Source organism: Enterococcus sp. PF1-24 (genome assembly GCF_029893325.1).
In the GTDB taxonomy this organism is placed as follows: Bacteria; Bacillota; Bacilli; order Lactobacillales; family Enterococcaceae; genus HY326.
This window is the reverse complement of the sequence record NZ_JARXWL010000007.1, coordinates 39,452-66,447: the sequence shown is the minus strand read 5'-3', so window position 1 is coordinate 66,447 and position 26,996 is coordinate 39,452. Positions and strand designations below refer to the sequence as shown.

At 34.7% G+C, this 26,996-nt stretch carries 25 protein-coding genes; 18 read left to right on the top strand and 7 right to left on the bottom strand.

The features are described 5' to 3' along the window. Positions 1 to 12: 12 nt before the first annotated feature. The 3 genes from M2139_RS04755 (at position 13) to M2139_RS04745 (ending at position 2,530) form a co-directional block, all read left to right on the top strand. Positions 13 to 906 carry a sugar ABC transporter permease gene (locus tag M2139_RS04755; protein ID WP_280737670.1) on the top strand — a complete coding sequence of 298 codons (894 nt, stop codon included), beginning with the start codon at positions 13 to 15 and terminating at the stop codon, positions 904 to 906. Positions 907 to 1,104: 198 nt separating this feature from the next. Beyond that, positions 1,105 to 1,845, top strand: coding sequence for a carbohydrate ABC transporter permease (locus M2139_RS04750; protein WP_348522596.1), 741 nt, complete (start codon positions 1,105 to 1,107; stop codon positions 1,843 to 1,845). 31 nt (positions 1,846 to 1,876) lie between these two features. After that, entirely contained in the window at positions 1,877 to 2,530 is a 654-nt protein-coding gene (locus tag M2139_RS04745; protein ID WP_280737668.1) for a hypothetical protein, read from the top strand. Between the two features lie 56 nt (positions 2,531 to 2,586). Here M2139_RS04745 and M2139_RS04740 read toward each other — a convergent pair whose 3' ends face one another. Beyond that, positions 2,587 to 3,393: an AraC family transcriptional regulator gene (locus M2139_RS04740; protein WP_280737667.1), complete on the bottom strand. Its 807-nt coding sequence runs from the start codon at positions 3,391 to 3,393 to the stop codon at positions 2,587 to 2,589. Between the two features lie 132 nt (positions 3,394 to 3,525). Here M2139_RS04740 and M2139_RS04735 point away from each other — a divergent pair, with 132 nt between their 5' ends. After that, the gene (locus tag M2139_RS04735) at positions 3,526 to 5,523 is read left to right on the top strand and encodes a beta-galactosidase (RefSeq protein ID WP_280737666.1); all 1,998 of its coding nucleotides are present in this window, start codon (positions 3,526 to 3,528) and stop codon (positions 5,521 to 5,523) included. Positions 5,524 to 5,585: 62 nt separating this feature from the next. On the opposite strand, the gene M2139_RS04730 is transcribed toward M2139_RS04735, so the two are convergent. After that, positions 5,586 to 6,623: a LacI family DNA-binding transcriptional regulator gene (locus M2139_RS04730; RefSeq protein WP_280737665.1), complete on the bottom strand. Its 1,038-nt coding sequence runs from the start codon at positions 6,621 to 6,623 to the stop codon at positions 5,586 to 5,588. A 114-nt stretch (positions 6,624 to 6,737) separates the two neighbouring features. Here M2139_RS04730 and M2139_RS04725 point away from each other — a divergent pair, with 114 nt between their 5' ends. The 8 genes from M2139_RS04725 (at position 6,738) to M2139_RS04690 (ending at position 15,964) form a co-directional block, all read left to right on the top strand. After that, entirely contained in the window at positions 6,738 to 8,429 is a 1,692-nt protein-coding gene (locus tag M2139_RS04725) for a heparinase II/III family protein (RefSeq protein WP_280737664.1), read from the top strand. A 160-nt stretch (positions 8,430 to 8,589) separates the two neighbouring features. Beyond that, positions 8,590 to 8,970 (top strand): hypothetical protein, encoded by a 381-nt coding sequence (locus M2139_RS04720; RefSeq protein WP_280737663.1) that lies wholly within the window; start codon positions 8,590 to 8,592, stop codon positions 8,968 to 8,970. Positions 8,971 to 8,973: 3 nt separating this feature from the next. Further along, on the top strand, positions 8,974 to 10,800 hold the full coding sequence (locus tag M2139_RS04715) for a DUF2264 domain-containing protein (protein WP_280737662.1): 1,827 nt from the start codon (positions 8,974 to 8,976) through the stop codon (positions 10,798 to 10,800). Between the two features lie 36 nt (positions 10,801 to 10,836). After that, positions 10,837 to 11,979 (top strand): glycoside hydrolase family 88 protein, encoded by a 1,143-nt coding sequence (locus M2139_RS04710; protein ID WP_280737661.1) that lies wholly within the window; start codon positions 10,837 to 10,839, stop codon positions 11,977 to 11,979. A 50-nt stretch (positions 11,980 to 12,029) separates the two neighbouring features. Next, positions 12,030 to 13,304: a sugar ABC transporter substrate-binding protein gene (locus M2139_RS04705; RefSeq protein WP_280737660.1), complete on the top strand. Its 1,275-nt coding sequence runs from the start codon at positions 12,030 to 12,032 to the stop codon at positions 13,302 to 13,304. A gap of 185 nt (positions 13,305 to 13,489) precedes the next feature. After that, positions 13,490 to 14,392 (top strand): sugar ABC transporter permease, encoded by a 903-nt coding sequence (locus M2139_RS04700; RefSeq protein ID WP_348522595.1) that lies wholly within the window; start codon positions 13,490 to 13,492, stop codon positions 14,390 to 14,392. Between the two features lie 10 nt (positions 14,393 to 14,402). After that, positions 14,403 to 15,269, top strand: coding sequence for a carbohydrate ABC transporter permease (locus M2139_RS04695; protein WP_280737658.1), 867 nt, complete (start codon positions 14,403 to 14,405; stop codon positions 15,267 to 15,269). Positions 15,270 to 15,301: 32 nt separating this feature from the next. Next, on the top strand, positions 15,302 to 15,964 hold the full coding sequence (locus M2139_RS04690) for a DUF624 domain-containing protein (RefSeq protein WP_280737657.1): 663 nt from the start codon (positions 15,302 to 15,304) through the stop codon (positions 15,962 to 15,964). 60 nt (positions 15,965 to 16,024) lie between these two features. Here M2139_RS04690 and cls read toward each other — a convergent pair whose 3' ends face one another. From cls to M2139_RS04675, 3 genes are all read right to left on the bottom strand, one after another. Continuing rightward, complete coding sequence (gene cls / locus M2139_RS04685) at positions 16,025 to 17,485, bottom strand: cardiolipin synthase (RefSeq protein ID WP_280737656.1); 1,461 nt, start codon at positions 17,483 to 17,485, stop codon at positions 16,025 to 16,027. A 225-nt stretch (positions 17,486 to 17,710) separates the two neighbouring features. Beyond that, complete coding sequence (locus M2139_RS04680) at positions 17,711 to 18,880, bottom strand: iron-containing alcohol dehydrogenase (protein WP_280737655.1); 1,170 nt, start codon at positions 18,878 to 18,880, stop codon at positions 17,711 to 17,713. 93 nt (positions 18,881 to 18,973) lie between these two features. Further along, positions 18,974 to 19,744 carry a DeoR/GlpR family DNA-binding transcription regulator gene (locus M2139_RS04675; RefSeq protein ID WP_280737654.1) on the bottom strand — a complete coding sequence of 257 codons (771 nt, stop codon included), beginning with the start codon at positions 19,742 to 19,744 and terminating at the stop codon, positions 18,974 to 18,976. Between the two features lie 164 nt (positions 19,745 to 19,908). Here M2139_RS04675 and mtnA point away from each other — a divergent pair, with 164 nt between their 5' ends. From mtnA to nrdG, 6 genes are read left to right on the top strand one after another with little or no spacing between them, the layout of a single operon-like run. Continuing rightward, entirely contained in the window at positions 19,909 to 20,964 is a 1,056-nt protein-coding gene (mtnA, locus tag M2139_RS04670) for an S-methyl-5-thioribose-1-phosphate isomerase (protein ID WP_280737653.1), read from the top strand. Positions 20,965 to 20,967: 3 nt separating this feature from the next. Further along, positions 20,968 to 21,708 (top strand): nucleoside phosphorylase, encoded by a 741-nt coding sequence (locus M2139_RS04665; protein WP_280737652.1) that lies wholly within the window; start codon positions 20,968 to 20,970, stop codon positions 21,706 to 21,708. Further along, a complete protein-coding gene (locus tag M2139_RS04660) occupies positions 21,708 to 22,316 on the top strand; it encodes a class II aldolase/adducin family protein (protein WP_280737651.1) in 609 nt (202 codons plus the stop codon). The genes M2139_RS04665 and M2139_RS04660 overlap by 1 nt, the downstream gene beginning before the upstream one ends. 2 nt (positions 22,317 to 22,318) lie before the next feature. Further along, complete coding sequence (locus M2139_RS04655) at positions 22,319 to 23,653, top strand: APC family permease (RefSeq protein ID WP_280737650.1); 1,335 nt, start codon at positions 22,319 to 22,321, stop codon at positions 23,651 to 23,653. Then, complete coding sequence (locus tag M2139_RS04650; RefSeq protein ID WP_280737649.1) at positions 23,637 to 24,245, top strand: YitT family protein; 609 nt, start codon at positions 23,637 to 23,639, stop codon at positions 24,243 to 24,245. Before M2139_RS04655 ends, M2139_RS04650 begins: the two co-directional genes overlap by 17 nt. Before the next feature lie 4 nt (positions 24,246 to 24,249). After that, a complete protein-coding gene (gene nrdG / locus M2139_RS04645; protein ID WP_280737648.1) occupies positions 24,250 to 24,798 on the top strand; it encodes an anaerobic ribonucleoside-triphosphate reductase activating protein in 549 nt (182 codons plus the stop codon). Positions 24,799 to 24,855: 57 nt separating this feature from the next. On the opposite strand, the gene fni is transcribed toward nrdG, so the two are convergent. Together fni and M2139_RS04635 are read right to left on the bottom strand one after the other, a co-directional pair. Then, positions 24,856 to 25,905, bottom strand: a complete 1,050-nt coding sequence (fni, locus tag M2139_RS04640) for a type 2 isopentenyl-diphosphate Delta-isomerase (RefSeq protein WP_280737647.1) — start codon at positions 25,903 to 25,905, stop codon at positions 24,856 to 24,858. 2 nt (positions 25,906 to 25,907) lie between these two features. Then, positions 25,908 to 26,993, bottom strand: a complete 1,086-nt coding sequence (locus tag M2139_RS04635) for a phosphomevalonate kinase (protein WP_280737646.1) — start codon at positions 26,991 to 26,993, stop codon at positions 25,908 to 25,910. Positions 26,994 to 26,996 lie beyond the last annotated feature (3 nt).

The following is a 26,996-nucleotide window of genomic DNA, read 5'->3' as shown; positions in this document are numbered from 1 at the left end:
TGGGAGGTTTTTATGACAAATATAAAATCGTTATCTTCACAAAAAAATAAGAAAACATTAATTGCGTTTTCTTTTATATTACCTAACTTTGTAGGATTTTTTCTATTTACTTTGATACCAGTAGTATTTTCTTTAGTGTTATCCTTTATGGAGTGGGACTCTTTTTCAAAACCTAAGTTTATAGGATTTGCTAATTTTACAAAAATGATTCACGACGAGACTTTTTGGATTTCTTTGAAGAATACCATCTTATATACTATAGGAGTAGTTCCTCTGACTTTGATTTGTTCATTAGGATTAGCAATTTTGTTAAATCAAAAGATTCGTGGTATGAAATTTTTCCGAACAGCTTTTTTCTTTCCATATGTAACTTCTTTAGTAGCAATTGCGGTTGTTTGGAATATGTTATTTCATCCAACGATGGGGCCGATTAACCAGTTTTTAAAAATATTTATGGAAAACCCTCCTGGTTGGACATCTAGTTCTGATTGGGCATTAATGGCAATTGTAATTGTTAGTGTCTGGCGTGGAATGGGCTATTATATGATTTTGTATTTAGCTGGGTTACAAGGAATTCCTAGAGAAATATATGAAGCTGCTTCGATGGATGGTGCGAATAAATGGAAACAATTTGTAAACGTAACCTTGCCATCATTACGTTCAACTACTTTTTTTGTAACGATTATGTTAGTGATTAATTGTTTTAAAATCTTTGATTTAGTACAAGTGATGACAGGTGGAGGTCCGGGTAGAGCGACGAATGTACTGGTTTACCAAATTTATAATGAAGCTTTTGTCAAATTCAACTTTGGTTATGCTTCGGCAATCTCTTTAGTTCTTTTTGTAATAGTATTATCAATCACGATCTTTCAATTTAAGTGGAATCAGGTTCGAGAAAAGGCTTGATGAGATACGTATCTAAAAATATTGGTAAATAGTTGTAGGACGTGAAAATAAAACGAATACTATAAAACGAGGAGAAAAATTATGGCGACAAATCATAAAAAAAAGAGTCTACAAAAATCAAATAGTGGGATAAAAAATATATTTATAATAATTATTCTGAGTGTGCTAGCACTGATTACCCTGGTTCCTTTCATTTGGATGGTTTCAGCTTCTTTTAAAACGAATAATGAAGTATTCACAATTCCTATTCAATGGATTCCAAAGCAATTTCATTTAGAAAACTATTCAGTTATTTGGGAAAGAATTCCATTAGCAACCTTTTTCAAAAATACCGCTTTTTTAAGTATTACAATTACTGGGATTCAATTGTTGACTTCGAGTTTTGCAGCATATGGCTTTTCTAAGTTAAGCTTTAAGGGTCGGGACCTATTATTTTTAGCTTATATAGGTACTATTGCAATTCCTTGGCAATCATATATGATTCCGCAATTTATTATGATGAGAAAACTTGGTTTAACAGATAATTTGTGGTCATTAGTTTTATTACAAGCCTTTAGTGCGTTTGGAGTATTTCTATTAAAACAATACTATAGCAGTATTCCTGATTCTTTATGTGAAAGCGCTCGGATGGACGGTTTAAGCGAATGGGGGATCTATCGAAGAATTATTTTACCTCTGACTAAACCAGCTTTAGCTAGTTTAACAATTATTACTTTTGTAAATACTTGGAATGACTATATGGGACCATTTATTTACTTATCTTCAACAGAAAATAAAACAATTCAGTTGGGATTAAAAATGTTTGTGGGCTTATATGATGCAGAATATGCCTTGATTATGGCAGCGTCAGTTGTTTCTATTTTACCTGTAGCGATAGTCTTTTTGGCGATGCAAAAGTATTTTGTTGAAGGGATTGCTACTTCTGGTATGAAAGAATAAGTAACTATTTTTAATAAGAAATGAGAAAATCATGTTAAGAAAGAAAAATTTTGAAAATAATATCTATATGAAAATGATGGAAATGGTGTATTTTTATTTGAAAGCAAACTTGCTTATGTTAGGGCTGAATTTGCCACTATTTCTTGCAGTTAACTTTTTGGAGTTAAGTATAGGGAATGCACTGATTTTTTTCATTGCACTTATTCCATTAGGGATTAGTATAGGTGCTGGTTTCTTGATTATATTTTATAGAGAAGCAAGCAAAGCGTATCAATTTCCTGAAAATTTGAATAAACAAATCTTACAGCTAGCAAAGAAGCTAATGGGGTATTGGTTGATGGGGTTATTAAGTCTATTAATTTTGCTAATAGATATAGTGTTTTTTTCTAAAACACAGTTGTTTATTTGGCTTTTCCCTGGTTTGTTAGTATTAAGTGTTTTTACTATGGGAATTATGATTCAAGGTATTTATTTTCGAATTATATATCCTAACAAAAGAAATATCGAGATATTGAAATGGTCAGTTTGTCTTTCAATAAAGAAATTTTATATTACTATAATCAACGTGTGTCTATTTTTGTTATTAGTGATAACGATGGTTATAAAACCGCAATTTGGCTTTCTGATAACTCCGACAATCTTTATGTTACTAATTTATAGAAATTGTACTATGTTAAAGATATGAAAAATAAAAAACGTATGAAATCGGCATTTGATAAATGTGTTTCATACGTTTTTTGTTTAGCAATAAAGCTTTCTAAACTGTTTAGGTGTGAAAGCTGTTTTCTTTTTGAATAAAGCGATAAATTGACTAGGTGATTGGAAGCCAACGCTGAAACTGATTTCTTGAATAGTTAGCTCAGGTTGACTAATTAACAATTCTTTACTTTTGTTAAGTCGAAAATCTATTAAGTATTGATAAGGAGATTTATGAAATTGTTGACGGAAAATACGATTTAGATATTGATGACTAATGTAGTTTTTTTTAGCTAGAATTTCAATCGAAAGTTGTTCTGCATAATTTGTTTCAATTTCATGGATTATTGGCAAAAGATATTTTTCTTGTTCGCTGGGAATATGACATAATTCTTGCGGCTTGTTTTGATGAAAGTATAGTAAAAACTGATAGCAAGCAACTGATAAATCAGAGTCAGTTAAGGCGTTTTTTTGATGATTATCAATCATTTGATTAATCCAATCCGAAAAAGAAAAATGAGTAGAGTCTTCGGTTTGAATATAACTTTGAATATTTATAGTATTTAAAAAGTCAGTAACTATTCCACCTTTGAAGGTAGCAAAATTGGTTTGCCACTCTGTTACTGGGGAGTAGGTATGTGGAATAAAAGGTGCAATAAGGACTCCTTGCCCCGGGGTAAGGAGTATTCGTTTGTCAGCAATGAAAACTTCACCACAACCTTGTTCTGTTTGCAACCAATGATAGTAAGGATAACCATGTGGTCTCTTGATGCTAGGTTGTGGCCACTGATTACCGATGCTCTCTAGAGAAATTGGCAAAGAACTACTGGTTAATTGAAAATAGATAGGCATAAATTTTCTCCTTTTTTTAGTTTCAGAATATTATATAAACTAGTTTAACATATTATATTTCAAAAAGGTGAAAGCGGTTAAAATATAATGGAATACTATTCTTGAAAACAACAAAGAGGAGTGAAATTTTATATGAAAAAATTTCAACGGGTTTTATATGGTGGCGATTATAATCCAAATCAATGGGGAAAAGAGATTTGGCAAACAGATATGGAATTATTTGAGAAGGCAGCTATTAATTCTGCAACCGTTAACGTATTTTCTTGGGCTAAACTACAACCTAGTGAAAATGAATATAATTTTGAAGAATTAGATGAAATTATGGAGATGTTAAACGATAAAAAAATGGATATCGTATTAGCAACTTCGACGGCCGCTTTGCCTGCGTGGCTTTTTAAAAAATATCCAGAAGTTGCTCGGACTGATTTTGAAGGACGACAGCATAAATTTGGGCAACGACACAACGCTTGCCCTAACAGCTTAGTTTATCAGAAGTATGCCAAGGCATTGGTGGAGAAATTAGCAAGTCGCTATCATCATTATGATCATTTGAGTTGTTGGCATATTAATAATGAATATGGTGGGGAATGTTTTTGTGAAAATTGTGAAAAAGCTTTTCGAGTTTGGCTTAAAGAAAAATACCAGTCAATAGAAGTGTTGAATGAAGCTTGGAATTTGGAATTTTGGGGTCATACAATTTATGATTGGGATGAAATTGTTTTACCTAATGCTTTGAGCGATGGAATTGATTATCAAAACACGGCGTTTGCGGGGATATCAATTGATTATCGTCGCTTTAATTCGGATAGTTTATTAGAGAATTTTAAGATGGAACGAGATGTTATTCGTCAATATGATCAAGAAACGCCTATAACTACAAATTTAATGGGGATTTATAAAAATTTAGACTATTTCAAATGGGCTAAAGAAATGGATATTGTTTCTTGGGATAATTATCCTGCTTATGATACATCGTGGAGTTTGGTTGCAATGACTCATGATTTGATGAGAGGATTGAAGCAAAAGCCGTTTATGCTGATGGAGCAGACCCCTAGTCAACAAAATTGGCAGCCTTATAATTCTTTAAAGAAACCAGGACAAATGAGGGCGCAAAGTTATCAAACGTTAGCGCACGGCGGAGATACGATTCAATTTTTCCAATTAAGACGTTCTGTTGGTGGTTGTGAAAAGTTTCATGGAGCGGTGATTGCTCACTCGGGTACAGAAAATACTCGGGTTTTTAAAGAGGTTTCTGAACTTGGGGAAGAATTAGCTCAGCTTACAGAAATTTTGGAAAGTAATAATCAATCGGAAGTGGGTATGATTTTTGATTGGGATAATTATTGGGGGTTAGAGTACACTAGTGGCCCAAATAAAGATTTAAAATATGTAGAGCAAATTCATCAATATTATCAATATTTTTATGAAAAAAATATTTCGGTAGACATGATTTCAGCAACTGACGACTTTTCAAAATACAAAGTTATTATAGCGCCAGTTTTATATATGGTAAAAGTTGGGATGCAAGAGGCCATCGAAAAATTTGTTGCTGAGGGTGGCGTTTTTTTGACTACTTTTATGAGCGGCATAGTTAATGAGTCCGATAATATATATTTGGGAGGATACCCAGGGCCTTTGCGGAAATTAGCAGGCATTTGGGTAGAAGAAATTGACGCCTTAGCACCGGAACAGCAGAATAAAATTCAATTAGCATCAGGGAATAGCGGAAATGGCTATTTGTTAGCAGATATTATCCACTTAGAAACTGCTGAAAGTATCGTAGAATATGCTAGTAATTTTTATACAGGAACTCCCGCGGTTACTAAAAATAGATTTGGCAAAGGCACTGTATTTTACGTAGGTACACAACTAGATAAGCAATCGTTAGCAGAGATTTTGAAAAATGTAGTTGAACAAGGCGAGCTACAACAAATTACTTCGGTAGAAACGAATTTAGAAATTACTTGTCGTATAAAAAATCAACAGGCCTATTTCTTCGTTATTAATTTTAAAGAAGAAGAGCAATCGTTGCCGGCGGAATTTATTGGAAAAAGGGATTTGTTAACAGGAGAGCTATTAACAAATCAGAAATCAATAAAAATGTACGATGTGTTGTTGATAAAAGTTTGATCATTGATAATAAAAATAAGGATTGAGAAAAATTGTTTTTTCTCAATCCTTAAATAATAATTTTAACGAGCGGGCTTGTCAGTGGATTCACGAACAACAAGTTCTGTGCTTAACATTACTCGCCGAGCAATAGGTTGATTGACAATTCGATTATGGAGTGTTTCCATACCGATTTCTCCCATTTCTTCAGTGAAAGCACGAACGGTTGAAAGCGGCGGGTTAACATAACGGCTAAAAGACAAATCGTTAATTCCCATTACCGAAATATCTTGTGGGATTTTGATACCTGCCTCTGTGAGTACATTGACTACACCGATTGCCATTGAATCATTTGCAGCTAAAATGGCAGTTGGTAAATCATTTTTCCATAGGGACAGAGCTTTTTTTGTTAAATCAGTGGCAACTTCTACAGAGAGTGTAGTATCAATTTCAATAAAAAAATCTTCTTCTCTAAACAGGCCTAAAGACTTCATAACGTCTCGATAAATATTAGTTGTCGGTGTGCGGTACGTTCGATAACCATATAAGTTTTCAGTTTCCTCAGCACCGATAAAGGCAATTCGAGTATGGCCTAAATCAAGTAAATGATTTAAGGCAATTTCAGTTGCTTGACTAAAATCGGTATTAACGGTATCAAAATTATCTAAAGGAAAGTTAGATCCGACAATTACAACATTATCATTTTGCTTTAGGATATTTTGAATAGCAAGTTGATCAAATTTTCCGATGCATAATACACCATCGGCTTCTTGTTGATTAATGGTGGATTCAGACAGGTTAACTAGATTGTAATTTAGTTCTTGGGCTTTTTTTTCGGCGCCTAAGCGAATAGACATATAATAAATATCTTCTAATTCTTGTTCACCAACTCGCCACTGCATGAGAGCGATGGTCTTTGAAGGAATTGATGGAATGTCTTTTTGAACTGTTTTTTTAGCCTTTTTAGTTTTATATTTGGTGTAATTTAGTTCTTCGGCAATTTCAAAAATTTTCCGTCGTGTATTCTCAGTAACTGATAGAGAAGAATCTTGATTTAAAACACGAGAAACTGTCGAAATAGAAACGCCAGCTTTTTTTGCGATATCAGTTATGTTTGCCATTACGCTCACCCTTTCTATTTAGGAAAATAAAGTAAAGTCTCTTTTTTTTTACAAAAAAAGATTTATATTACTAATATTATAGTAAAAAAATATGATTTTTGAAAGGTTTATCTTATGAAAAAAATTCAAACTACTTTAAAGAAACAAATTATTGCAGCTGCGGATGAGTATTGTGAAGCTGGAACAATACCATTTTTAACACCAACAGGGTATACGGATTATTTAAAGAACGGGGAGCGTTTAGTTTTTGAAAAGCAATATTTTGCTAGACGTCGCCAGTTAGCGGTGTTGGGATTAGCTGTCCATTTAGAAACAAATGATGAAAGACTGCGGCTACTAGAAACAACTATTTGGGAAATTTGTAACGAGTATAGTTGGGCATTACCAGCTCATCTACCAATAACTGGAGAAAATTTTGGCTCCGCTAGTCCTTGTTGGATTGATCTTTTTGCTGCAGAAACGGCACAAGCGTTAGCCGAAATTAAAAATTTATTAAAAGAAAAGCTTTCACCATTGATTCAAGAGCGAATCGAGCGGGAAATTGAGCAACGAATTTTTGTGCCTTTTGAAAGTTTTTCTTGGGAATGGGAGCGAAAAGAAAATAACTGGAGTAGTGTTATTGCAGGCTCTATAGGGATGGCGGCGCTGTTGCTATTACCTGTTAAAAGTGCTCGCCAACTAAAAATCATTCAGCGTTTAGATTTAGCTATGCAAAGTTATCTAAAAGGTTTTGCAGATGACGGTGTATGTGTTGAAGGTGTTGGGTATTGGGCTTACGGTTTTGGTTATTATGTTTATTATGCTGAGATGCTTGCGCGAATATTAGGTGAAAATAAATATTTAGTGCTAGAAAAAGCGAAAGCTATTGCTAAATTTCCCGCAGCTATGCAAATTTCAGGCAATAATTTTGTACCATTTTCTGATTATAATGAAAGTCAGCTGCCGAGTGGATTAGTGAGCTTTTGTCAGAAAAATTGGCAAGTTACCACACCAGTTTTAAGGGGGATTAGTAAAATTGATTTTGATCATTGTTATCGCTTTGCCCATATTTACCGCAATTTAATTTGGACAGAAGAAACAATTTTTGAAGAAACATCAGAAAAAAGTACAACTTACTTTTCAGATAGCCAATGGTTAACAGTGAAATATCCGCAACAAAAATTTTTCTTTGCAACAAAAGGTGGTTCTAACGCTGAAAGTCATAATCATAATGATTTAGGACATTTTATTTTGAGTGATGATAGTGAGCTGTTTTTAACAGATCTTGGCGCAGGTAAATACACGAAACAATATTTTGATGAAGCTTATCGCTATGAATTTTTAGTGAATCGAAGTAACGGGCATTCTGTTCCTATCATTAATCAGCAAGAGCAGATGGTGGGAGCTGTTTCGGCAAAACAAGTAGAATTTGTTGAAGTAGAGGACAAAATAAATTTTGGTTTAAACTTAGAGAGTGTTTATCCTGCAACTGCTGAAATAAGCAGTTGCAGTAGATTTTTTGAAGTTTTACCTAAAGAAAAGAAAGTTATCTTACGAGATGCATTTGAGTTTGTGCAGCCAGAAAATAAAGTGGTTGAAAATTTTGTAAGCTTGATTATTCCTGAAGTTATAGAGAATAAAGTGAAATTAGCTGGCAAAGAAGCTTGTCTTTATATATTTAGCGAAGCTGCAAAACCTGTCATTTTATCAGAAAAATTTTATGATCATCAAGGAATAGAGCGGACGGCGTATTTAATTCGATTTCATTATCAGTGTGGGAAACAGTTAGTTACGAAACTCTATTTTGAAATGGTTAAAGAAAAATAAAATAAAAATAGTATCAGAACTTGCTTGTTTGAAAAGATAGCAAGTTCTTTTATTTTAGTAAAAAAATATTTTTTTATCTTTTTTTAGAAAAAAGATTGCGTTTTTTTCTAAAAAAAAGTATTATAAATCTAAAGAAAGCGTTTTTGCAGAGGTGTGGTTTATGAGAGGACGACTATTCATCTTGATTTTACTTGTCTTTTTGCCGTTTAGTGCATGTAAACAAACGGAAAGTAAAGAAAATGATAATTTTAGTAAAGAAACTATCGGGAATTTGAAAACAAACGCCAAAGAGTACAGTGAAGATGAGTTACAAAATGGTGAAGTTCCCTTAAATGAGTATGTTCGTTTAACTGGCGAAATTGTTGAAAGTGATAGTTCAGATGAAATAATCTCAAAAGGTGATCGTTTTATTTTGAAAAGTGGAGATAGTCAGTATCAGATATTTAACCAACAGGATATACCTTTGCAAATTGCAGATGAATTGACGGTTTATGGAGAATACTACGGTTTTATCAAAGCCGATTTAATTGAGAAGGAGTAAATAATGACTACGATATTAAAAAGATTGCGAAAAAATACTTTTTCTTCCAAAAAAGAAGTGAGCCAAGGTTTTAGCGATTTATTTGCTCCGTTAAAACCTTTTTTTGAAAAAGATCGTTTGGGGCATTTAAAACTAGGCAGCCATGGAACCGTATATAACGAGGAAACTAGAGAAGTAGAGGCGTTTATGCGACCACTTTGGGGGTATGCTCCTTATTTGACACAGGGGGATAGTAGTTTTTTAAATACCTTTTTAGCCGGAATTATTGCTGGAACAGATCCGAAACATCCTGATTATTGGGGAGAGGTTCAAGATTTCGATCAATTGATAGTTGAAATGGCTTCCTTAAGTACTACGCTTTTATTGAATAAAGAAAAAGTTTGGGATTTATTATCAAAGGAACAACAACAGAATTTACATGCTTGGTTAATCCAAGTAAATGATCACACAATTCCGAGAAATAATTGGCACTTTTTTAGAATTTTAGTAAATGTAGCGATGAAAAAAATGCAGATGTCTTATTCAGAAGAAATATTGCAAGCGGATTTGGATTTGATGGATTCTTTTTACGTTGGGAAAGGCTGGTATTTTGACGGACAAGAAACACAATTTGATTACTACATTTCTTTTGCTATTCATTATTATAGCTTAGTTTATTGCCGTTTTATGGAGGAAGAAGATTCTGAACGGACTACGGTAATGAAACAGCGAGCAATTGAGTTTGCACAAACTTTTAAATATTGGTTTGATGCTTCAGGCGAAGCATTGCCTTTTGGAAGAAGTTTAACTTATCGTTTTGCACAATGCTCTTTCTTTAGCGCATTAGTATTTGCCGATGTTGAAGCTCTTCCTTGGAGTGAAATCAAAGGTTTATTTAGTAGAAATATGCAAAATTGGATGCAACAAGAGATTTTGACAACAGATGATTTATTGTCGGTTGGTTACCATTATCAGAATTTAGTGTTCGCTGAAGGCTATAATGCGCCAGGTTCACCGTATTGGTCATTTAAGAGTTTTCTTTTATTGGCAGTTCCAGAAGATCATCCTTACTGGCAAGCAGAGGCAACTCCGTTGAACATTGAAAAGCGTCAGCTGTCATTGCCTGAAAGTAAAAATTATTATTTATTTAATGAAGATTTGACTCACTTGCAAGCTTTTCCAGCAGGACAGTTTGTCAATCAACAAAATCATGCTAGTGGGAAATATAGTAAGTTTGTTTATTCCACGCGTTTTGGGTTTAGCGTGCCAAAAAGTAATTATTTATATTATGAAGGAGCTTTTGATAGCTGTTTGGCTTTGTCAGAAGATGATCACTATTTTCGTACCAAAGGGCTGGATACGGCTTATGAGTTTTTAGAAGACCGAATCATTCATCAATGGCAGCCTTGGCAAGATGTTGAAATCAAATCAACAATTATTCCGCTAAATGCTGGTTGGCATTTGCGAGTTCATGAAATTCAAAATCAGCGAGAATTGTTTGTTTATGATGGTGGTTTTTCAGTTCCGAAAGAAAAAAATAATGAACAAGTTGAAAATCTAATAGCTTGTTATGAAAGTTCAATCGGAACAAGTCATGCTATCGGGATTAAAGGCTATCAAGAAGCGGAAATTGTAAGGACTGAGCCGAATACGAATTTATTCTATCCTCTTACAGTATTACCTTATGTCAAGGCAAAGCTCTCTGTAGGTAATCATCAATTGGTGAGTTTAGTTGGTGGGCAATTACCTCATGAAAAAGTTGAAATACCAGAGGTGTGTGTGAAAGAAAATTCGATTGTGGTAGAACAAGGTCAAACGGAAATGGAAATCAGGTATACACAAAATAATTAGTAAGCATAATTTTTAGCTTTTGCAAGGAGAGAAAACATGTCAGATGAAAAAGAAATGATTTGGTTGAAATCAGAAGTGGATTTTGTTTTAGAAAAAATTAGTGAGAATCAAAAGGTCTTCAAAACAATGGTAATTCCGGCTGCTAGCGAAAATTTAGTTTATCAACCTGAAAAGAATGTTGATTGGACAGCGAGTTTTTGGGTAGGCATGCTATTTTTAGCGAAGGAACTAACTGACTCAACAGCTTTTGATGAAACCATAAAAATGCAAATGGAAAGTTTTCAAAATCGTTTAGATAAAAAGATAGAATTGGAGACTCATGATATTGGCTTTTTATATGTTTTATCTGCAATCGCTGACTACTATGTTAATAAAAATGAATCTTCAAAAAAAATGGCAATACAAGCTGCTGATTTGTTAATGACAAGATATAGTGAAAAAGCGCAAATTATTCAAGCATGGGGAAATTTAGATGATCCTGCTGAACGTGGTCGAATGATTATTGATTGTTTAATGAATCTACCATTATTGTATTTTGCTTCTCAAGTAACTGGGGATGAAAAATATCAATTAGCTGCTTATGCTCACGCAAAACAAACCCAAAAATATATTGTTCGCCCGAATTTTACAACCTATCATACGTATTTCTTTGATACTGAAACTGGGGCTGCAATCGGTGGTAAAACAGCACAAGGTTATTCTGATGAATCTTGCTGGGCTAGAGGACAAGCGTGGGGGATTTATGGGTTTACTTTAAGTTATCTGCACACTGGTGATAAAAGTTTTATTGATACAGCAAAAAAATTAGCTGACTATTTTATTAGTAAATTACCAGCAGATAAGATTTGCTATTGGGATTTGATTTTTAATGATGGAAGTGGTCAAGAACGCGATAGTTCTGCAGCAGCTATAGCCGCTTGCGGATTGTTAGAGTTATCACGACAACTACCATTATCAGATAGAGATCATTTACGCTATGAAGCAGTGGCGTTAGAAATTATGGCTGCTCTAAGTAAAGGTTATACAACAAAGAATACACCACAATCAAATGGCATATTGCTAGAAGGTGTTTATGATAAAAATTCGAATAAAGGCGTAAAGGAATGCATGTCATGGGGCGATTATTATTATGTTGAGGCGCTGACGCGATTAACTATGACTTGGTATCGTTATTGGTAAGGATTTAAGGGGGAGCCCTTGGAGATAATTTATTATAGGAGGTACTCGAAATGAAATTATGGAAAAAAAGCTTGGCGATTACATTTTTAGCGGCAACACTTGCAACAACTGGCTGTGGTGGAGGAAAAGAAAATAAAGAAGATGCTGCGGGCGAAGGAAAAGATACAACTTTGACAGTAACAACTTGGAATTATGATACGACTCCTGAATTTGAAAAACTATTCCGCGCTTTTGAAGAAGCAAATCCTGGTGTTAAAATAGAGCCTGTCGATATTGCTTCTGATGATTATGATACGAAACTAACAACTATGTTATCTTCAGGTGATACAACAGACGTTTTAACAATGAAGAATTTGCTTTCTTATTCAAATTATGCTTTAAGAGACCAATTGGTAGATTTAACAGACCATATTGGAGAGTTAGAAATTGATCCTGCTAAAGAAAGCTATGAAATGTACGAAATTGATGATAAATCTTATGCCCAACCATATCGTACAGATTTTTGGGTACTTTATTACAATAAAAAAATGTTTGATGATGCAGGACTTGATTATCCAGATAATCTAACTTGGGATGAATACGAAGAAATCGCTAAAACATTATCTAACCCTGATGAACAAGTTTATGGTGTGTATCAACACACTTGGCGTTCAACTACTCAAGCAATTGCAGCTGCCCAAAATAGTTCTAATTTAATTGAACCTAGTTATGATTTTATGGAAGACTACTATGAACGAGCATTAAGAATGCAAGCTGATAAATCACAAATGGATTTTGGAACTGCGAAATCAACAAAAGTGACTTATCAATCACAATTTGAAAACTCTAAAGCCGGTATGATGTATATGGGAACATGGTATATGGGAGGGATTTTCTCTCAAAAAGAAGCAGGAAATACTGATGTAGAGTGGGGAATCACACAAATTCCTCAGTTGGAAAAAGGTAAAGAAATTACTACTTTTGGTTCACCAACAGCTTTCGCAATTAATAAAAATTCTAAGAAACAAGAACTTGCACAAAAATTCTTAGATTTTTGTTCTGGTGAAGAAGGAGCAAAAATTTTAGCTGAAGCAGGTGTAGTACCATCTTATAAAACTGAAGAGATTAACAGTATGTACTTTGCTAAAGAAGGTATGCCAAATGATGAAGTTTCTCAAAAAGCTTTTAATCCAGACAACATTATTTTAGAATTTCCAATCGATAAAAATGGTCCTGCTATTGATAAGATTTTACAAGAAGAACATGAACTAATCATGGTAGGTGATGAAGAGCCTAAAGATGGTATTGCTAATATGGAAAAACGCGTTAAATCTGAAGCTGAATAAATGGTATTAATAAGTAAGCAATAGATTTGATGAAATGACTAGATGCTTTTTGTTTAAAATGCTCTGAGGAGAAAGGTTGGTTCATTAGGAGACTCGGTGACCAACCTTTTCTTAGTAAAGAGAGGAGGAATCTGTTAATCCCTGCTTAATTTATAATAATAGTATGAGGGTATAACAGTAGTTATATGGCAATGACTGTAGCGAAAAAAGGTAACAAAAACTTACGACGTAAAAATACGTTAATGGCTTATACATTTATCTTACCCAATTTTTTAGGATTTTTTGTTTTTACATTAATTCCAGTAGCTTTTTCACTGGTTTTAGCTTTTATGTCATGGGATTCTTTTTCTACTCCAGAATTTGTAGGCTTGAAAAATTTTGCTAAGATGCTTCAAGATGAAACTTTTTGGATTTCTTTAAAAAATACTTTTTTATACACAATTGGGGTTGTTCCGTTAACTTTGATTTGTTCGTTAGGTTTAGCAATTTTATTAAATAAAAAAATTCGGGGAATGAAATTTTTCCGAACAGCATTTTTCTTCCCCTATGTAACGTCTTTAGTGGCGATTGCGGTGGTATGGAATATGTTATTTCATCCGACAATGGGACCGATTAATCAATTTTTGAAACTATTTATTGAAAATCCTCCTGGTTGGACCTCTAGTTCTGACTGGGCATTAACAGCGATTGTAATTGTTAGTGTCTGGCGTGGGATGGGTTATTATATGATTCTATATTTAGCTGGTTTACAAGGAATTCCAAGAGAATTATATGAGGCGGCTTCGATGGATGGCGCAAATAAATGGAAACAATTTGCAAATGTAACTTTACCATCGTTACGTTCAACAACATTTTTTGTAACAATTATGTTAGTCATTAACTGTTTCAAAATTTTTGATTTGGTGCAGGTGATGACGGCTGGTGGGCCAGGTAGAGCAACAAATGTATTGGTGTATCAGATTTATAATGAAGCTTTCGTTAAATTTAATTTTGGTTATGCTTCGGCGATTGCGATGGTTTTATTTATTATTGTGTTGACAATTACAGTCATTCAATTTAAATGGAATCAAATTCAAGAAAGAGTTTAGGTGAGAAATGATGGAGGTAAGTACAGTAGTAAAGAAAAAATCAAAAGCTAATAAAGAAAAGTTATCTGTAGGAACAATTTTTTTAATAGCTATTTTGATTCTGTTAAGCCTTGTGACTTTAGTTCCATTTATCTGGATGCTGTCAGCTTCGTTTAAAACGAATAATGATGTTTTCAGCATTCCGTTGCAGTGGATTCCTAAAACTTGGCATCCTGAAAACTACTCAGTTATTTGGGAGAGAATTCCGTTATTAACCTTTTTTAAAAACACTGGATTTTTAAGTGTAATAATTACTTTAATCCAACTATTCACTTCAAGTTTTGCGGCTTATGGTTTCTCTAAAATGAATTTTAAAGGGCGCGATGTGCTATTTTTAGCGTACATTGGAACCATTGCTATTCCTTGGCAATCATATATGATTCCGCAATTTATTATGATGCGCCAGTTAGGTTTGACAGACACTTTATGGTCATTGGTGCTGTTGCAATCCTTTAGTGCTTTTGGTGTATTTTTATTAAAACAATACTATAGTAGTATTCCTGATTCTTTATGTGAAAGTGCCCGAATTGATGGCTTGACGGAATGGGGAATTTATCGCAAAATTATCTTACCACTAACTAAGCCAGCCTTGGCAAGTTTAACGATTATTACTTTTGTAAATACGTGGAATGACTATATGGGACCGTTTATTTATCTATCTTCAACTGAAAATAAAACGATTCAGTTAGGGTTGAAAATGTTTGTAGGTTTATTCGATGCAGAGTATGCTTTAATTATGGCAGCTTCTGTTGTCTCCATTTTACCTGTTGCAATTGTCTTTATTGCAATGCAGAAGTATTTTGTTGAAGGAATTGCTACTTCAGGAATGAAAAACTAACTATATAATGATGAGATGAGGGAGGAAAAGAAATGTTTAGTAAACCAACTTTTGAAAATAATATTTATATGAAAATTTTTCGTTGGGCCTATATTATTTTGATGGGGAATTTATCATTACTAATCGTTACTTTTCCTTTCTTTTTAGTAGTTGCTTGTTTGGCTATTGATGCTAGAAATATAGTTTGGTTTTTATTGGCGTTAATATCTTTTGGACCAGGAATAATTTCCTTATTTGCTGTAATTAATGAGTTTAAAGCAAACGGCGATGTGGAACCGGTTCGTTTTTTCTTTAGAGCTTATCGTCAATTTTGGAAAAAAGGTTTTTTCTATTGGCTGATTGGCATACTAGGAATAATGATTGGGGTAGTAGATAGTCTTTTCTTTTTGAATTACTCATGGGGACGGTGGGTTTTACCATTTTTCATTATAATAGCTTGTTTGGCTTTAATCGTGAGTATCAATAGTTGCTATTTTCAAGTAAGGAATCCACAAAGTTCAAGTAAAAAAGTTATAGGTTTAGCTTTCTATTATGCAGTGAAAAAGTGGTACGTAAGTTTATTGAATATGGCTTTATTAGGAGCAATTTATGGATTGATGATTTTAAAACCCCAATTTGGCTTTGTGATTACTCCAACAATTTTATTTGGAATTATTTATTTAAATGCTTCGAAATTACATCAAATAACTCAATAATAATAAAAGCAGTTACAAATGATGAAATAAGTTCATCATTTGTAACTGCTTTGTTCTTTCCTACAAAATTGGAGATAATAATCTTGAAAAATTTTGTTTAAATCGTAACCAAAACGATTGGTTTTTAATCATTTCATCAGTCAATAATGTTGAATTTTTACAATCTTTCAAGAATAACTCCATTAGTTGTTCGGAAATTTTAGAATCGTAAATAAAGACGTTATCTTCAAAATTTAGTGAGTAGCTACGAGTATCTTGGTTGGTAGAGCCGACAGTACAAATTTCACCGTCAATTACCATGGTTTTAGCGTGAAGGAAGCCTTTGTCATAAGTATAAATTTTCAAGCCGCGACGATGAAAATCATTAGCGTTATATTGAGTAGCGCGATAAATAAAAGGATGATCGGGCATACAAGGAATCATAATCCGGACATCAATTCCTGAATGCGCCGCAATTAGCAAGGCGTTAACCATACTGTCGTCAGGAATAAAGTATGGTGTTTGAATCCAAACTGATTTTTTGGCAGCTAAAATCATCCGGATAAATCCGCCTTTAATTATGTCGAAAGAAGAATCAGGACCGTCAGAAACAACTTGCAAATTGGTATTGCCAACAAGTGTTACATCAGGCTCTGGGAAAAAATGCTCCTGATAAGTGAGTTTTTTAGCAGGATCTTGCACAGAGGCGTTCCAGTCCATTAAGAAAATTTGCTGCAGACCTAAGGCACCGGTTCCTTCAATCCGTAAATGCGTATCGCGCCAATAGCCAAATTTTTCTGTCGTTTCTAAATATTGATCGCCAACGTTAAAGCCACCGGTCCAACCGATTTTACCATCTAAAACCACAATTTTACGGTGCAAGTGATAATTTAAACGAGTTTCTAAAATTAAATTGCGAGCAGTAATGAAAGATTGCACTTCGCCGCCGGCATCAGTTAACTTTTTAAACCAGTTAGCTTTTGAGTTGGCGCCCCAAGGATCATAAACCAATCGTACTTCTAAGCCAGCTTGTGCCCGTTCTACTAATAAATCTAAAAAGCGATTACCGATTTTATCATTAAAAAAAGCGTAATACTCGACATGAACGGTTTCTTTTGCTTGGCGAATATCTTCAAAAAGTGCTTCGAATTTCTCGGTACCGTCAGTAAATAATTGCACTTGATTCCGTTTGCTTAAAGGCGAACCATCCATATTGCTGAAGTAATGAATCAAAGCTTGAATATTTAAATCTTCGCCACTAATATTTGCGTCTGGAACCAATTGGTTGTCGGCGTAGATTTTTTTGTGAACAACTTTTAAGTCTTTTTGTTCTTCAGGGGTGTTACGGAAGAGATATTTTTCTTTTGACAATCCTCGACCGCAGAAGGCGTATAAAATAAAGCCAACACCAGGTAAAAAAGTTAAGGTAAGTAGCCAGGCCAAAACGCTGGCAATGCTACGAGGTTTGCGGAAAACAGTAATGATTGCCGAAACCGTATTGATGAAAAGAATAACAATAATGGTAATTTCAAAAATGCGCACGAATGAACAACTTCTTTCTTCTTATAATCATTTTTCAAAATGATAATACAACTGTTATTCTAACCCATTACTTTGTGGAAAGCAAAAAGTTGTGGGAAGTCAAAGTGCTGTTATTCCTTTTTAGAAAATAAAAAAAGCCTAAAATAAAATTCAAAAGAATTTCTCTGAATTCTATTTTAAGCTTTAAATAGTTGATTTAAATAAGAGTATTTGAGTAAAGGATCATTAAAATTGATTATCTAAAGCAATTGTCAAAATTTCTTCGATTGTCACAGCATCTAAAGTAATATAATGCCCCACCGAACCATTCTTAGTTGCACGTTGCGCCATAATTGAAAAATCGCGATTATCTATTTGTAAATCAGTTAGATTTTTTTTCATACCTAATTGTAAAAAGAAATTTTGGACATCTTTAACTGCAAATAGAGCGAGTTCCTCTATGGAATAAGCAATAGCATCACGATTAAAAACACGAATAGCAAGTTGTGCCAGCTTCTCTGGTTTTACTTGTGCTACATAAGCCATCCATGCCGGAAAAATAATAGCCATTCCTTCCCCGTGAGTAACATTATATTGCGCACTTATCTCATGTTCAATACGATGAGAGCCCCAATCAGAAATGCGCCCAGTATCTAATAAGTTGTTATGTGCAACAGAGGCACTCCACATAATTTCTGCGCGACAGTTATAATCATGACTATCTTTTTGCAATAATTGAGAGTTGATTAAAAGCGATTTCATTGCACCTTCTAATAAATGATCTGTTAAATGAACATAGGCTGATTCAGAAAAATATCTTTCTAAAAGATGAGAAAAAATATCCGCAATACCCACCGCAGTTTGATAACTTGGTAGGTTTAAAGTATATTCAGGATTTAATACAGAAAATTTAGGAATGATTAAATCATGTTCTAAACCTAATTTCTCTAGGTCTTTCGAAATAATTGAGGCATTTGACATTTCGGAACCAGAAGAAGGCAGTGTCAAAACTGTTCCGATTGGCAAAGCGGTTTGAGGTGTTCGTTTTCCTGTGTAAAAATCCCAAACATCTCCATCGTCTAACGCACCTACAGCAACCGCTTTTGCTGTATCGATAGCGCTTCCGCCACCAATTGCTAAAATGAAATTGATTTCATTTTCTTTGCAAATGGTAATAGCTTCTTTCACGTGTTCTAAACGTGGATTAGGTATAACTTTGTTGAATTCAAAATAGGTGATATTTACTTCATCAAATTGTTTAACTAAGGCATCGTAAATCCCTAGTTCTTTAATAAAATTTCCTCCATAAACTAATAAAACATTTTTAGCGTATAGTGAAATTTCGGTAGCGATATGAGCTTCGCTACCCTTTCCGAAAATAATTTTAGCTGGGTTATAATAAGTGAAATTTTCCATGAAAAGCTCCTTATCTAGCTCTTGGTGTTGGCGTTTACAATTGGTTGATTAATCGTAAATAATGAGCGTGCTAACGCCAACAGCTTTTAGATTTTATTCAGTAGCGATAACTACTTTAATATTTTGATTTGACAAAGTCGTCGTTGTTAGTTTATTTAATGGTTTATCAGTAATAATGGTTTCAACTTCTGCTAAATCAGCAATTTTATATAAAGAAGGGGCGTCAAATTTAGTGTAGTCAACAATTAGATAATTTTCTTGCGCATTTTCTAACATAATTTTTCGAAGTGCGCCTTCTCTGGAGCTATTGTCTGTCATTCCTTGTTTTAAACAAAGAGTTGAGCAGCTAACGAATGCTTTATCAGCAAAATATTGAGATAAGCTATCTGTAGCGCTGTATCCAACAAAAGAATTTGAACTTTGGCGTAAAACACCACCTGTACAGACTAATTTAATACCAGTAGCTGTTTCTGCTAATTGACTAATTTTTAATGAATTAGTAATAATTGTGACTTTTATTCTGGCTTCCTTTATTTTTAAAGCAATATGATAAGCTGTTGTGCTTGAATCTAGCATGATTGTATCATTTGGAGAGATAAACTCCATTGCTTTTTTTGCAATTAATTCTTTTTCTGTCGTGTAAATATTTTCTCTGATTTGAATGGGCACTTCTTTATCGAATTCCTGAGGTAGATAAGCTCCACCGCGGACTCTTTTCAGTTTCTCTTGCTGTTCCAGTTCTTCTAAATCACGGCGAATAGTTTCTTCTGTAACATTTAACTCAAAACTAAGCGCAGATACCATAATACTACCTTTTTCTTGCAATTGTTCTTGAATAAATTTATGTCTATCAACTTTTAACATGTGATCACCAATCTCTAGCTAGTTATTTTGTATACAAGCAACATTTTACAACATTTTCGGAGATTAAACAACTTTTTTATCAAAAAAATGTTGCTTTTTCTGTGGATTTGTTGTATTTTATGTGGTGTAAACAACAAATACAAAGAAATACAGGAGGTTTATTTATGAAAAAAGAAGTCCCCGTTTCTATTAGTTGGGATCAAGATGCCGTTATTATTCTTGATCAAAGCAAACTGCCTACTGAAACTGAATACATCCGTGTGGAAACACCAGAACTGATGCATGAATGTATTCGTACATTAACAATTCGTGGTGCAGGAGCGTTAAGTATCGGTGGTGCGTATGGAGTGTATTTAGGAATTCAAAAATCGAAAGCGGATACAATTTCTGCGCTCCAACAAGAAGTTGAAGAAGTGGCTGATTATATGGCGACTGCTCGCCCGACAGCTGTGAAATTATTTGTAATGATTGACAAAATTCGCAAAGTTAGTCGTGAAACACAAGTGGCAACTGTTTCGGAGTTAAAAGCTGAAATTTTAGAGAAGTGTCATGAAATTCGCCAAGAAAATATTGATGCTTGTAAAAAAATTGGTGAGTATGGCATTACTTTGTTAGAAAATGGCATGACTGTTTTAACTCACTGTAATGCAGGTAGCTATGCAACTGTTGAAAGAGGTTCAGCACTAGCTCCTTTCTATTTAGCGAAAGAAAAGGGTATGGATATTCGTGTTTTTGCCGATGAAACTCGGCCTTTATTACAAGGATCTCGGTTAACTGCTCATGAATTGCAAGAAGCAGGAGTTGATGTCACTTTAATTTGTGACAATATGGCAGCTTATTGCATGCAACAAGGTATGATTGATGCTGTGATTGTTTCTAGCGATCGAATTGCTGCCAATGGTGATTTAGTAAATAAAATTGGCACGTATAATGTTGCCATTGCAGCGAAACATCATAAGATTCCTTTTTATATGGCCTCAACTTTTGCTAGCGTTGATTTTTCGATAGCTACGGGTAAAGAGATTCCGATTGAAGAACGAGATTCTAAAGAAATTACTCATGGTTTTGGGAAGCAAACAGCACCAGATAATGTGAAAACTTATAATCCAGCTTTTGATGTTACACCTAATGAATTAATTACAGCGATGATTTTTGAAAAAGGAATTCTTTATCCTAATCCAAATTATCAAGAAGCATTATTAAAAATGAAGGAGATATAGAAAATGACAGATCAAATGTTACCAGGTTTACAGATTCGTCCAGGAGAAATTAGCAAACGGGTTATTACTGTTGGTGATCCAGAAAGAGCTAAAAAAATTGCTGAATTATTGGATGATGTTCAAGAGGTTCAAAGAAATCGTGAATATTGGACTTACAAAGGAACTTATCAAGGGAAAGAATTAATGGTTATCTCTCATGGTGTTGGGGCAAGCGGTGCGATGTTAGCCTTTATTGGTATGATGAAAGGTGGCGCCGAAGCGATTATTCGTGTCGGAACTTGTGGTGGATTAAAACAAGAGGTTAAAGCTGGTTCTTTAATTGTTGCGACAGCAGCTGCACGAGAAGATGGCGTTACTGATATGTATGTGCCACGTTCTTATCCCGCTATTGCTGATTTTGGTATTACCTCTTTATTATTAGCGGAATCGAGAAAATCCTCAGCACCTGTTTTTGATGGTGTGATTGTCACTCATGGTGCTTTTTACGGCGGGATTTTACCAACGAATACTGTTGAACAGGCGGAATCCGGTGCGATTGGCTTGGAGATGGAGTTAGCAGCACTTTATGTAGCAGCTTCTATGTTTGGCAAAAAAGCCGGTTCAATTTTATCAGTCGATGGTTCAGCTTTGGCTGTTTTAGAAAGTGCTGAAGATAATGATCCAGATCCACAATTACTAGAAAGAACAGTCGATGAAAGTATTAAAATCGCTTTAGATGCGATTGTTCAGATTGAGGTGGAATAATGAAGGTTGCAGAAGCAAAAGAGCAAGTTTTAGAAATTGCTCAAAAAGCTTATCGTGAAAAATTAATGGCAGGAACGAGTGGGAATATTAGTCTTTATTTGCATGAGGAAAATAAAGTTGTTATCACCCCGAGTAGTATTGATTATTTACAGATGACTGTTGAGGATATTTCAGTGATTACTTTGGAAGGAGAAATTTTAGAAGGACCTCATCAACCTTCTTCAGAGTGGCCGATGCATACTGAAATTTATAAAGAATTTCAGGAAAGTTATGCTTTGGTCCACACGCATTCACCGTATGCAACTGCTTTTGCAGTCTGCGGAGAAGAAATCCCTGAAATATTGATTGAGATGAAGCCATTTATCGGTGGTGATATTAAAGTTGCACCATTTGCTCCAGCAGGATCGGTAGAGTTAGGGAAAGTGACAGCACCCTATTTAAAAGAAAGAAAAGCTTGTTTGTTAGCCAATCATGGAACTATGAGTATTGGAAAAGATTTATCAAGTGCCTATATCTCTAGTATTTATTTGGAAGATGCTGCTAAAATTTATGCTTTTGCTAAAAGTGTTGGGAAGCCGATTGTGTTATCATCCGAAAGGGGAGAATAATTATGAAGAAAGAAAAGAAGCTAGGTTTCTTAGATTTAATGAGTATTTCGATTGGGCAAATCACCGGATCTGGAATCATGGTTTTAACTGGTGTAAGTATAGGGCTAACGGGCTATGGAACACCATGGGCATTTATCGTAGGGGCAATTATTACGTTATTTCCAGTTATCTGTATTGCTGCATTAGGTTCTGCAGTTCCTTCTAATGGGGGGATGTATACTTATGTTAGAGATTATATTGGTAAAAAAACAGGTTTGTTTTATGTAGTATTGTTAGTAACGGGTCAATTAGTAATTGCCGTTTATGCGCTCAGTTTTGCTGAATATCTTTCTTCATTAGTAGCTGTTAATCTTAAAGTAGTGGCTGCTATTGTTATGACTTTATGTTTTGCGATTAACATTGTGGGGATTCGGATGGCTGCTAAATTACAAACGGTCTTAGTCATTTGTTTGCTAGCTGCTTTAGGTTTGTTTTCAATTTACGGGTTACCACAAGTGACTGATATTAAGCCATTTTTTGAAATGGAATCAATCATGCCCAATGGCTTAGTTCAATTTTTCGTTGCTTCAGCACTACTCCGTTTTGCAATGGTAGGGTCTGAGTATATTTCAGAATTAGGTAGCGAAACAAAAAATCCAGGGAAACTAATTCCCTTTGTCATGATTTTTTCAACTTTAGTAGTAGCTGTTTTCTATTTTGTTTTGGGGGTAGTTGCGGCAGGGGTCTTGCCAATTGAAGAAGTAGCTTTTCAACCACTAACATTAGTTGCTAAAAAAATCTTACCAAATCCAATTTTTGTATTTTTCATTATTGGTGGTGCTTTAGCAAACTTCTTTAGTTCTTTAAATGGGGTATTTTCTTGGTGTACTAGAGGGTTGGCGATGGCAATTGATGATGGTTGGTTCCCTAAAGCTTTAGCAAAAAGAAATAAAACTTTCGGAACACAACATTATTTATTGCTAATTTTCTACATTGTAGGGATGCTACCAATTGTTACTGATATGGATATCACATACATCTCAATGTTAGGAAATGGCGTAGGAATGATTTTTGGGATTATTCCAGCTTTTGCTTTATTCTTCTTAGTAAAGAAAAATCCAGAAGCTTATCAAAAAGCGGCTTTCAAGTTACCAGTACCTTTAACTAAAATTTTACCTGTTATTAGTTTAATTCTATTTAGTTATGGTTCTTATCTTTCATTTGGTGATTTGAACCAAACGGGTTGGATTATTTTAGGTGCCTTTTTGATCTTAGTTATTGTTTATGCAAATGTAAAAGGTAAATCTATTGAAATTCAAAAAAGTGATAAGGTGAATCTTGATGAAATCAACGATTAAGGGAAGCCTACAAGTTTTCTTTGGATCATTGATTTCAGCTGTAGGAATTCAGATGTTTTTGTTTGCCAACTTAGGTGTTGATCCTATCAGCACCTTACTTTTGGGGATTTTGAATCACACAAATTTGCGTTTTGGTACAGCCTCTCAATTATTCAATGTGATCATTTTAATTTTAGTGTTTTTGTTAGATCGTAAGAAAATAGGGATAGGTAGTGTTATTAACGGTCTTTCGGTAGGTTTTTTCATAAATCTTTTATCACAATTTAAAATTGATCACTACTTTATTGGCAACGCTTTTCTTTATGGTGTTTTAGGGCCGATTATTTTAGGTATAGGAACCGGGATTTATCTACAAGCAAATTTAGGTTGTGGAGCACTAGAAGGTTTGATGATGATTTTTTCAGAAAAATTTAATATTAGTGTAAAATATATTCGGATGTTTTTAGATTTACTTTTAGTCGTTAGTGGTATTTTGTTGGGAAGTATTTATGGTATCGGGACATTGCTTGGTGTAATATTAATTGGACCTTCAATTGAATATAGTCTTAAATTTATCAATCAGCTTTCTTCTAAAAAAAAGAAACGTGAGTAAAAAAATGAAAATACAAAATAGAGGATTCTACGCAGATTATAAACCGATGAATTTTGTTGATGGTGAAGGAGTACGCTGTAGTTTATATGTATCAGGTTGTCCCTTCAATTGTAAAGGATGTTATAATCCGAAGTTGCAAGATGGCAATTACGGAGCGTATTATAATTCTGATTTAGAAAACCAAATATTAAAAGATCTTGATTTACCTTATGTTCAAGGATTATCCCTGATGGGTGGCGAACCATTTGCGAACTTAGCAATTAGTTTACCGTTAGTAAAAAGAGTTAGGGAAATTTACTCTGAGAAAAAAGATATTTGGGTGTGGACAGGCTATTTATTTGAACAATTGATAAATAGTAAAAATGGTCATAGAGAATTACTAGAAATGATTGATGTATTAGTAGATGGTCCTTTTGTAGAAGGAAAATATCATAAAGGGTTATTTTTTAGAGGATCTAGCAATCAACGAATTATTGATGTTCCTAAATCTTTGGAGTTAGGTGAACTTAGTTTATGGCAAGCAGGTAATTATTTATTAAAAGAAGTACCTTAAACCATAATAAACCATCATTTTATGTAGATTTCCTACATAAAATGGTGGTTTATTTATTTATCGCAACCCATATCCACGCAAATCAATTCCGCGAGCCTCACACCAATCTTTAGTGTAACCAGAAAAAATCAGCTGAGTTTGTTGTAATTCTTGCCAGTTTTTGGCACCCACTAAAGCATAGAGCGTTTGGAGTTCCTTTTGCCATTGTTGGATTAAAGCAATGGTTGCCGTTGTGCCAGTGGTCATTAAACTATGTAAAATCGTACCGGAAATACCGACAGCTCGCGCACCTAGACAAAGGCATTTGAAAATATCAAAGGCATTACGAATGCCACCAGAAGCAGCGAAGCTAATATTTTCAGCTAGGGGCAAACTTTGTGCTTCAAGTAAGGAAACGACAGTTGATTGGCCCCAATCATTTAAATAAGTAAATTCTTGTTGAGAGCGGCGACTGTTTTCGATAGCGGTAAAACTGGTGCCGCCTTGGCCGCTAACATCAATTATTTTAACCCCTAAATCCGCTAATTTCAGAATGGTTTCACGACTCATGCCGAAACCAACTTCTTTCACCATAACAGGCACGTTAAGCTTAGCGGTGATTTCAGCGATATTATTTTGCCAGCTATCAAAGTGGCGGTCGCCTTCAGGCATGACTAATTCTTGTGGCAAGTTTAAATGAATTTGTAAACCATCAGCTTGTAGCATTTCTACGGCTTGTTGAGCTTGTGAATAGGGTATACCAGCACCGACATTGGCTAAAATCAGGCCTTGAGGATTTTCTTTACGAACAATTTGAAAGGTTTCTTTTAAAGTTGCGTCTTTTAAAGCGGCGCTTAGGGAACCGGTAGCCATTAATAAACCTGTTTCTTTAGCGATTAAAGATAGCTGTTGGTTTATTTTTCCTGTTTCATAGCTACCACCCGTCATGGCATTAATATAAAAAGGAGTTGCTAGTTGCCATGGACCTAATTGACTGCTTAAATCAACGTCAGCTGGTGAACAACCGTTTAAAGAATGATGAACAAAATGACAATCATCAAAGGCGTTTGGCTGAGTTTGATAAAGATTATTTGCCAAATTAAGGTGTTCATCTTTGCGATTGCTCATAGTTATCGGTCCTTTCTTTTTTCGAGATGATAAACTCTTAAAGGTAACGGCGTGATTTCAGCATTTTCCCAAGCGCTCATTAAAGGCAGAATGCCCGATTTTTGACTGGTAATCGCGATACCGCAATCGCCACCACCGGCACCGGAAGATTTTGCGGCGCCGCCATTTTCTTCAGCTAAATCACAAAGCTGTTTTAAGGCACTGGTTTCAATGGTTACGCCAGTGATAGAAGTTAATTCTTGCAGTAAATGACGATTTTTACGAATCATTTGCTGGATTTTATTAATATTTGCAGTTCTAAAACCAGTAATCATTTCTTCCACGCAAGCTTTGCTTTCGGTTAAAAAATGACTGTAGCGTTGTTGTTGTGAACTTCGTGAGTGGTTGACTTGGTCAACCAAATCAGAAGTAGAGGCCGGGCTGCCGGTCCAACCAATTAATAAACGTAAATCGCTAGGGGCCGTTAATGGTTGAATAGATAATTTCGGCCAGTTGCTAGTGATTAATTCTGAGATAGTGCGCTGGTTGATTTCATCAGCTAACCATTGACGGTCAAAGGTTGAAAAAGCAATCCAACCACCATAACAACAAGCAGCAATATCGCCACAAGAACCGTTGCTAAGGACTTCGTGATGAGCCAGTGCCGCCAATTTAAAGGTAGCTAATTGATCTAAACCTAGCTGATAAAACTCATTTAACGCTTTTACGGTGGCAACCGTTACGGCACCGCTAGAGCCTAAGCCATATTTGCGACCGTTAGAGCTATCTAATTCGCTAGTGACTTTCAAATCAAAAAAGCGTAATTTTTTACCTTGTTCGCTGGCATATTTTTCAGTTAAGCGAATTGCGGCTAAAATATAATGGAAGGGATTTTCCCGAATATCTAAAACGAGTTCCCCTTTTCGGCGGGTCCAACGAATCGGTAAATCGCTGTACTGGGCAGATTGAATGCTGCCGCTGTGTTTTGCTTCATTTAAAGTGACTGTAACGAATTGGTCAATGGCGACAATAATTGCTGGCTGACCAGCTTCAACCACGGCATATTCGCCGGCGATATATAATTTTCCTGGAGCGGAAACTTCAATCATTTA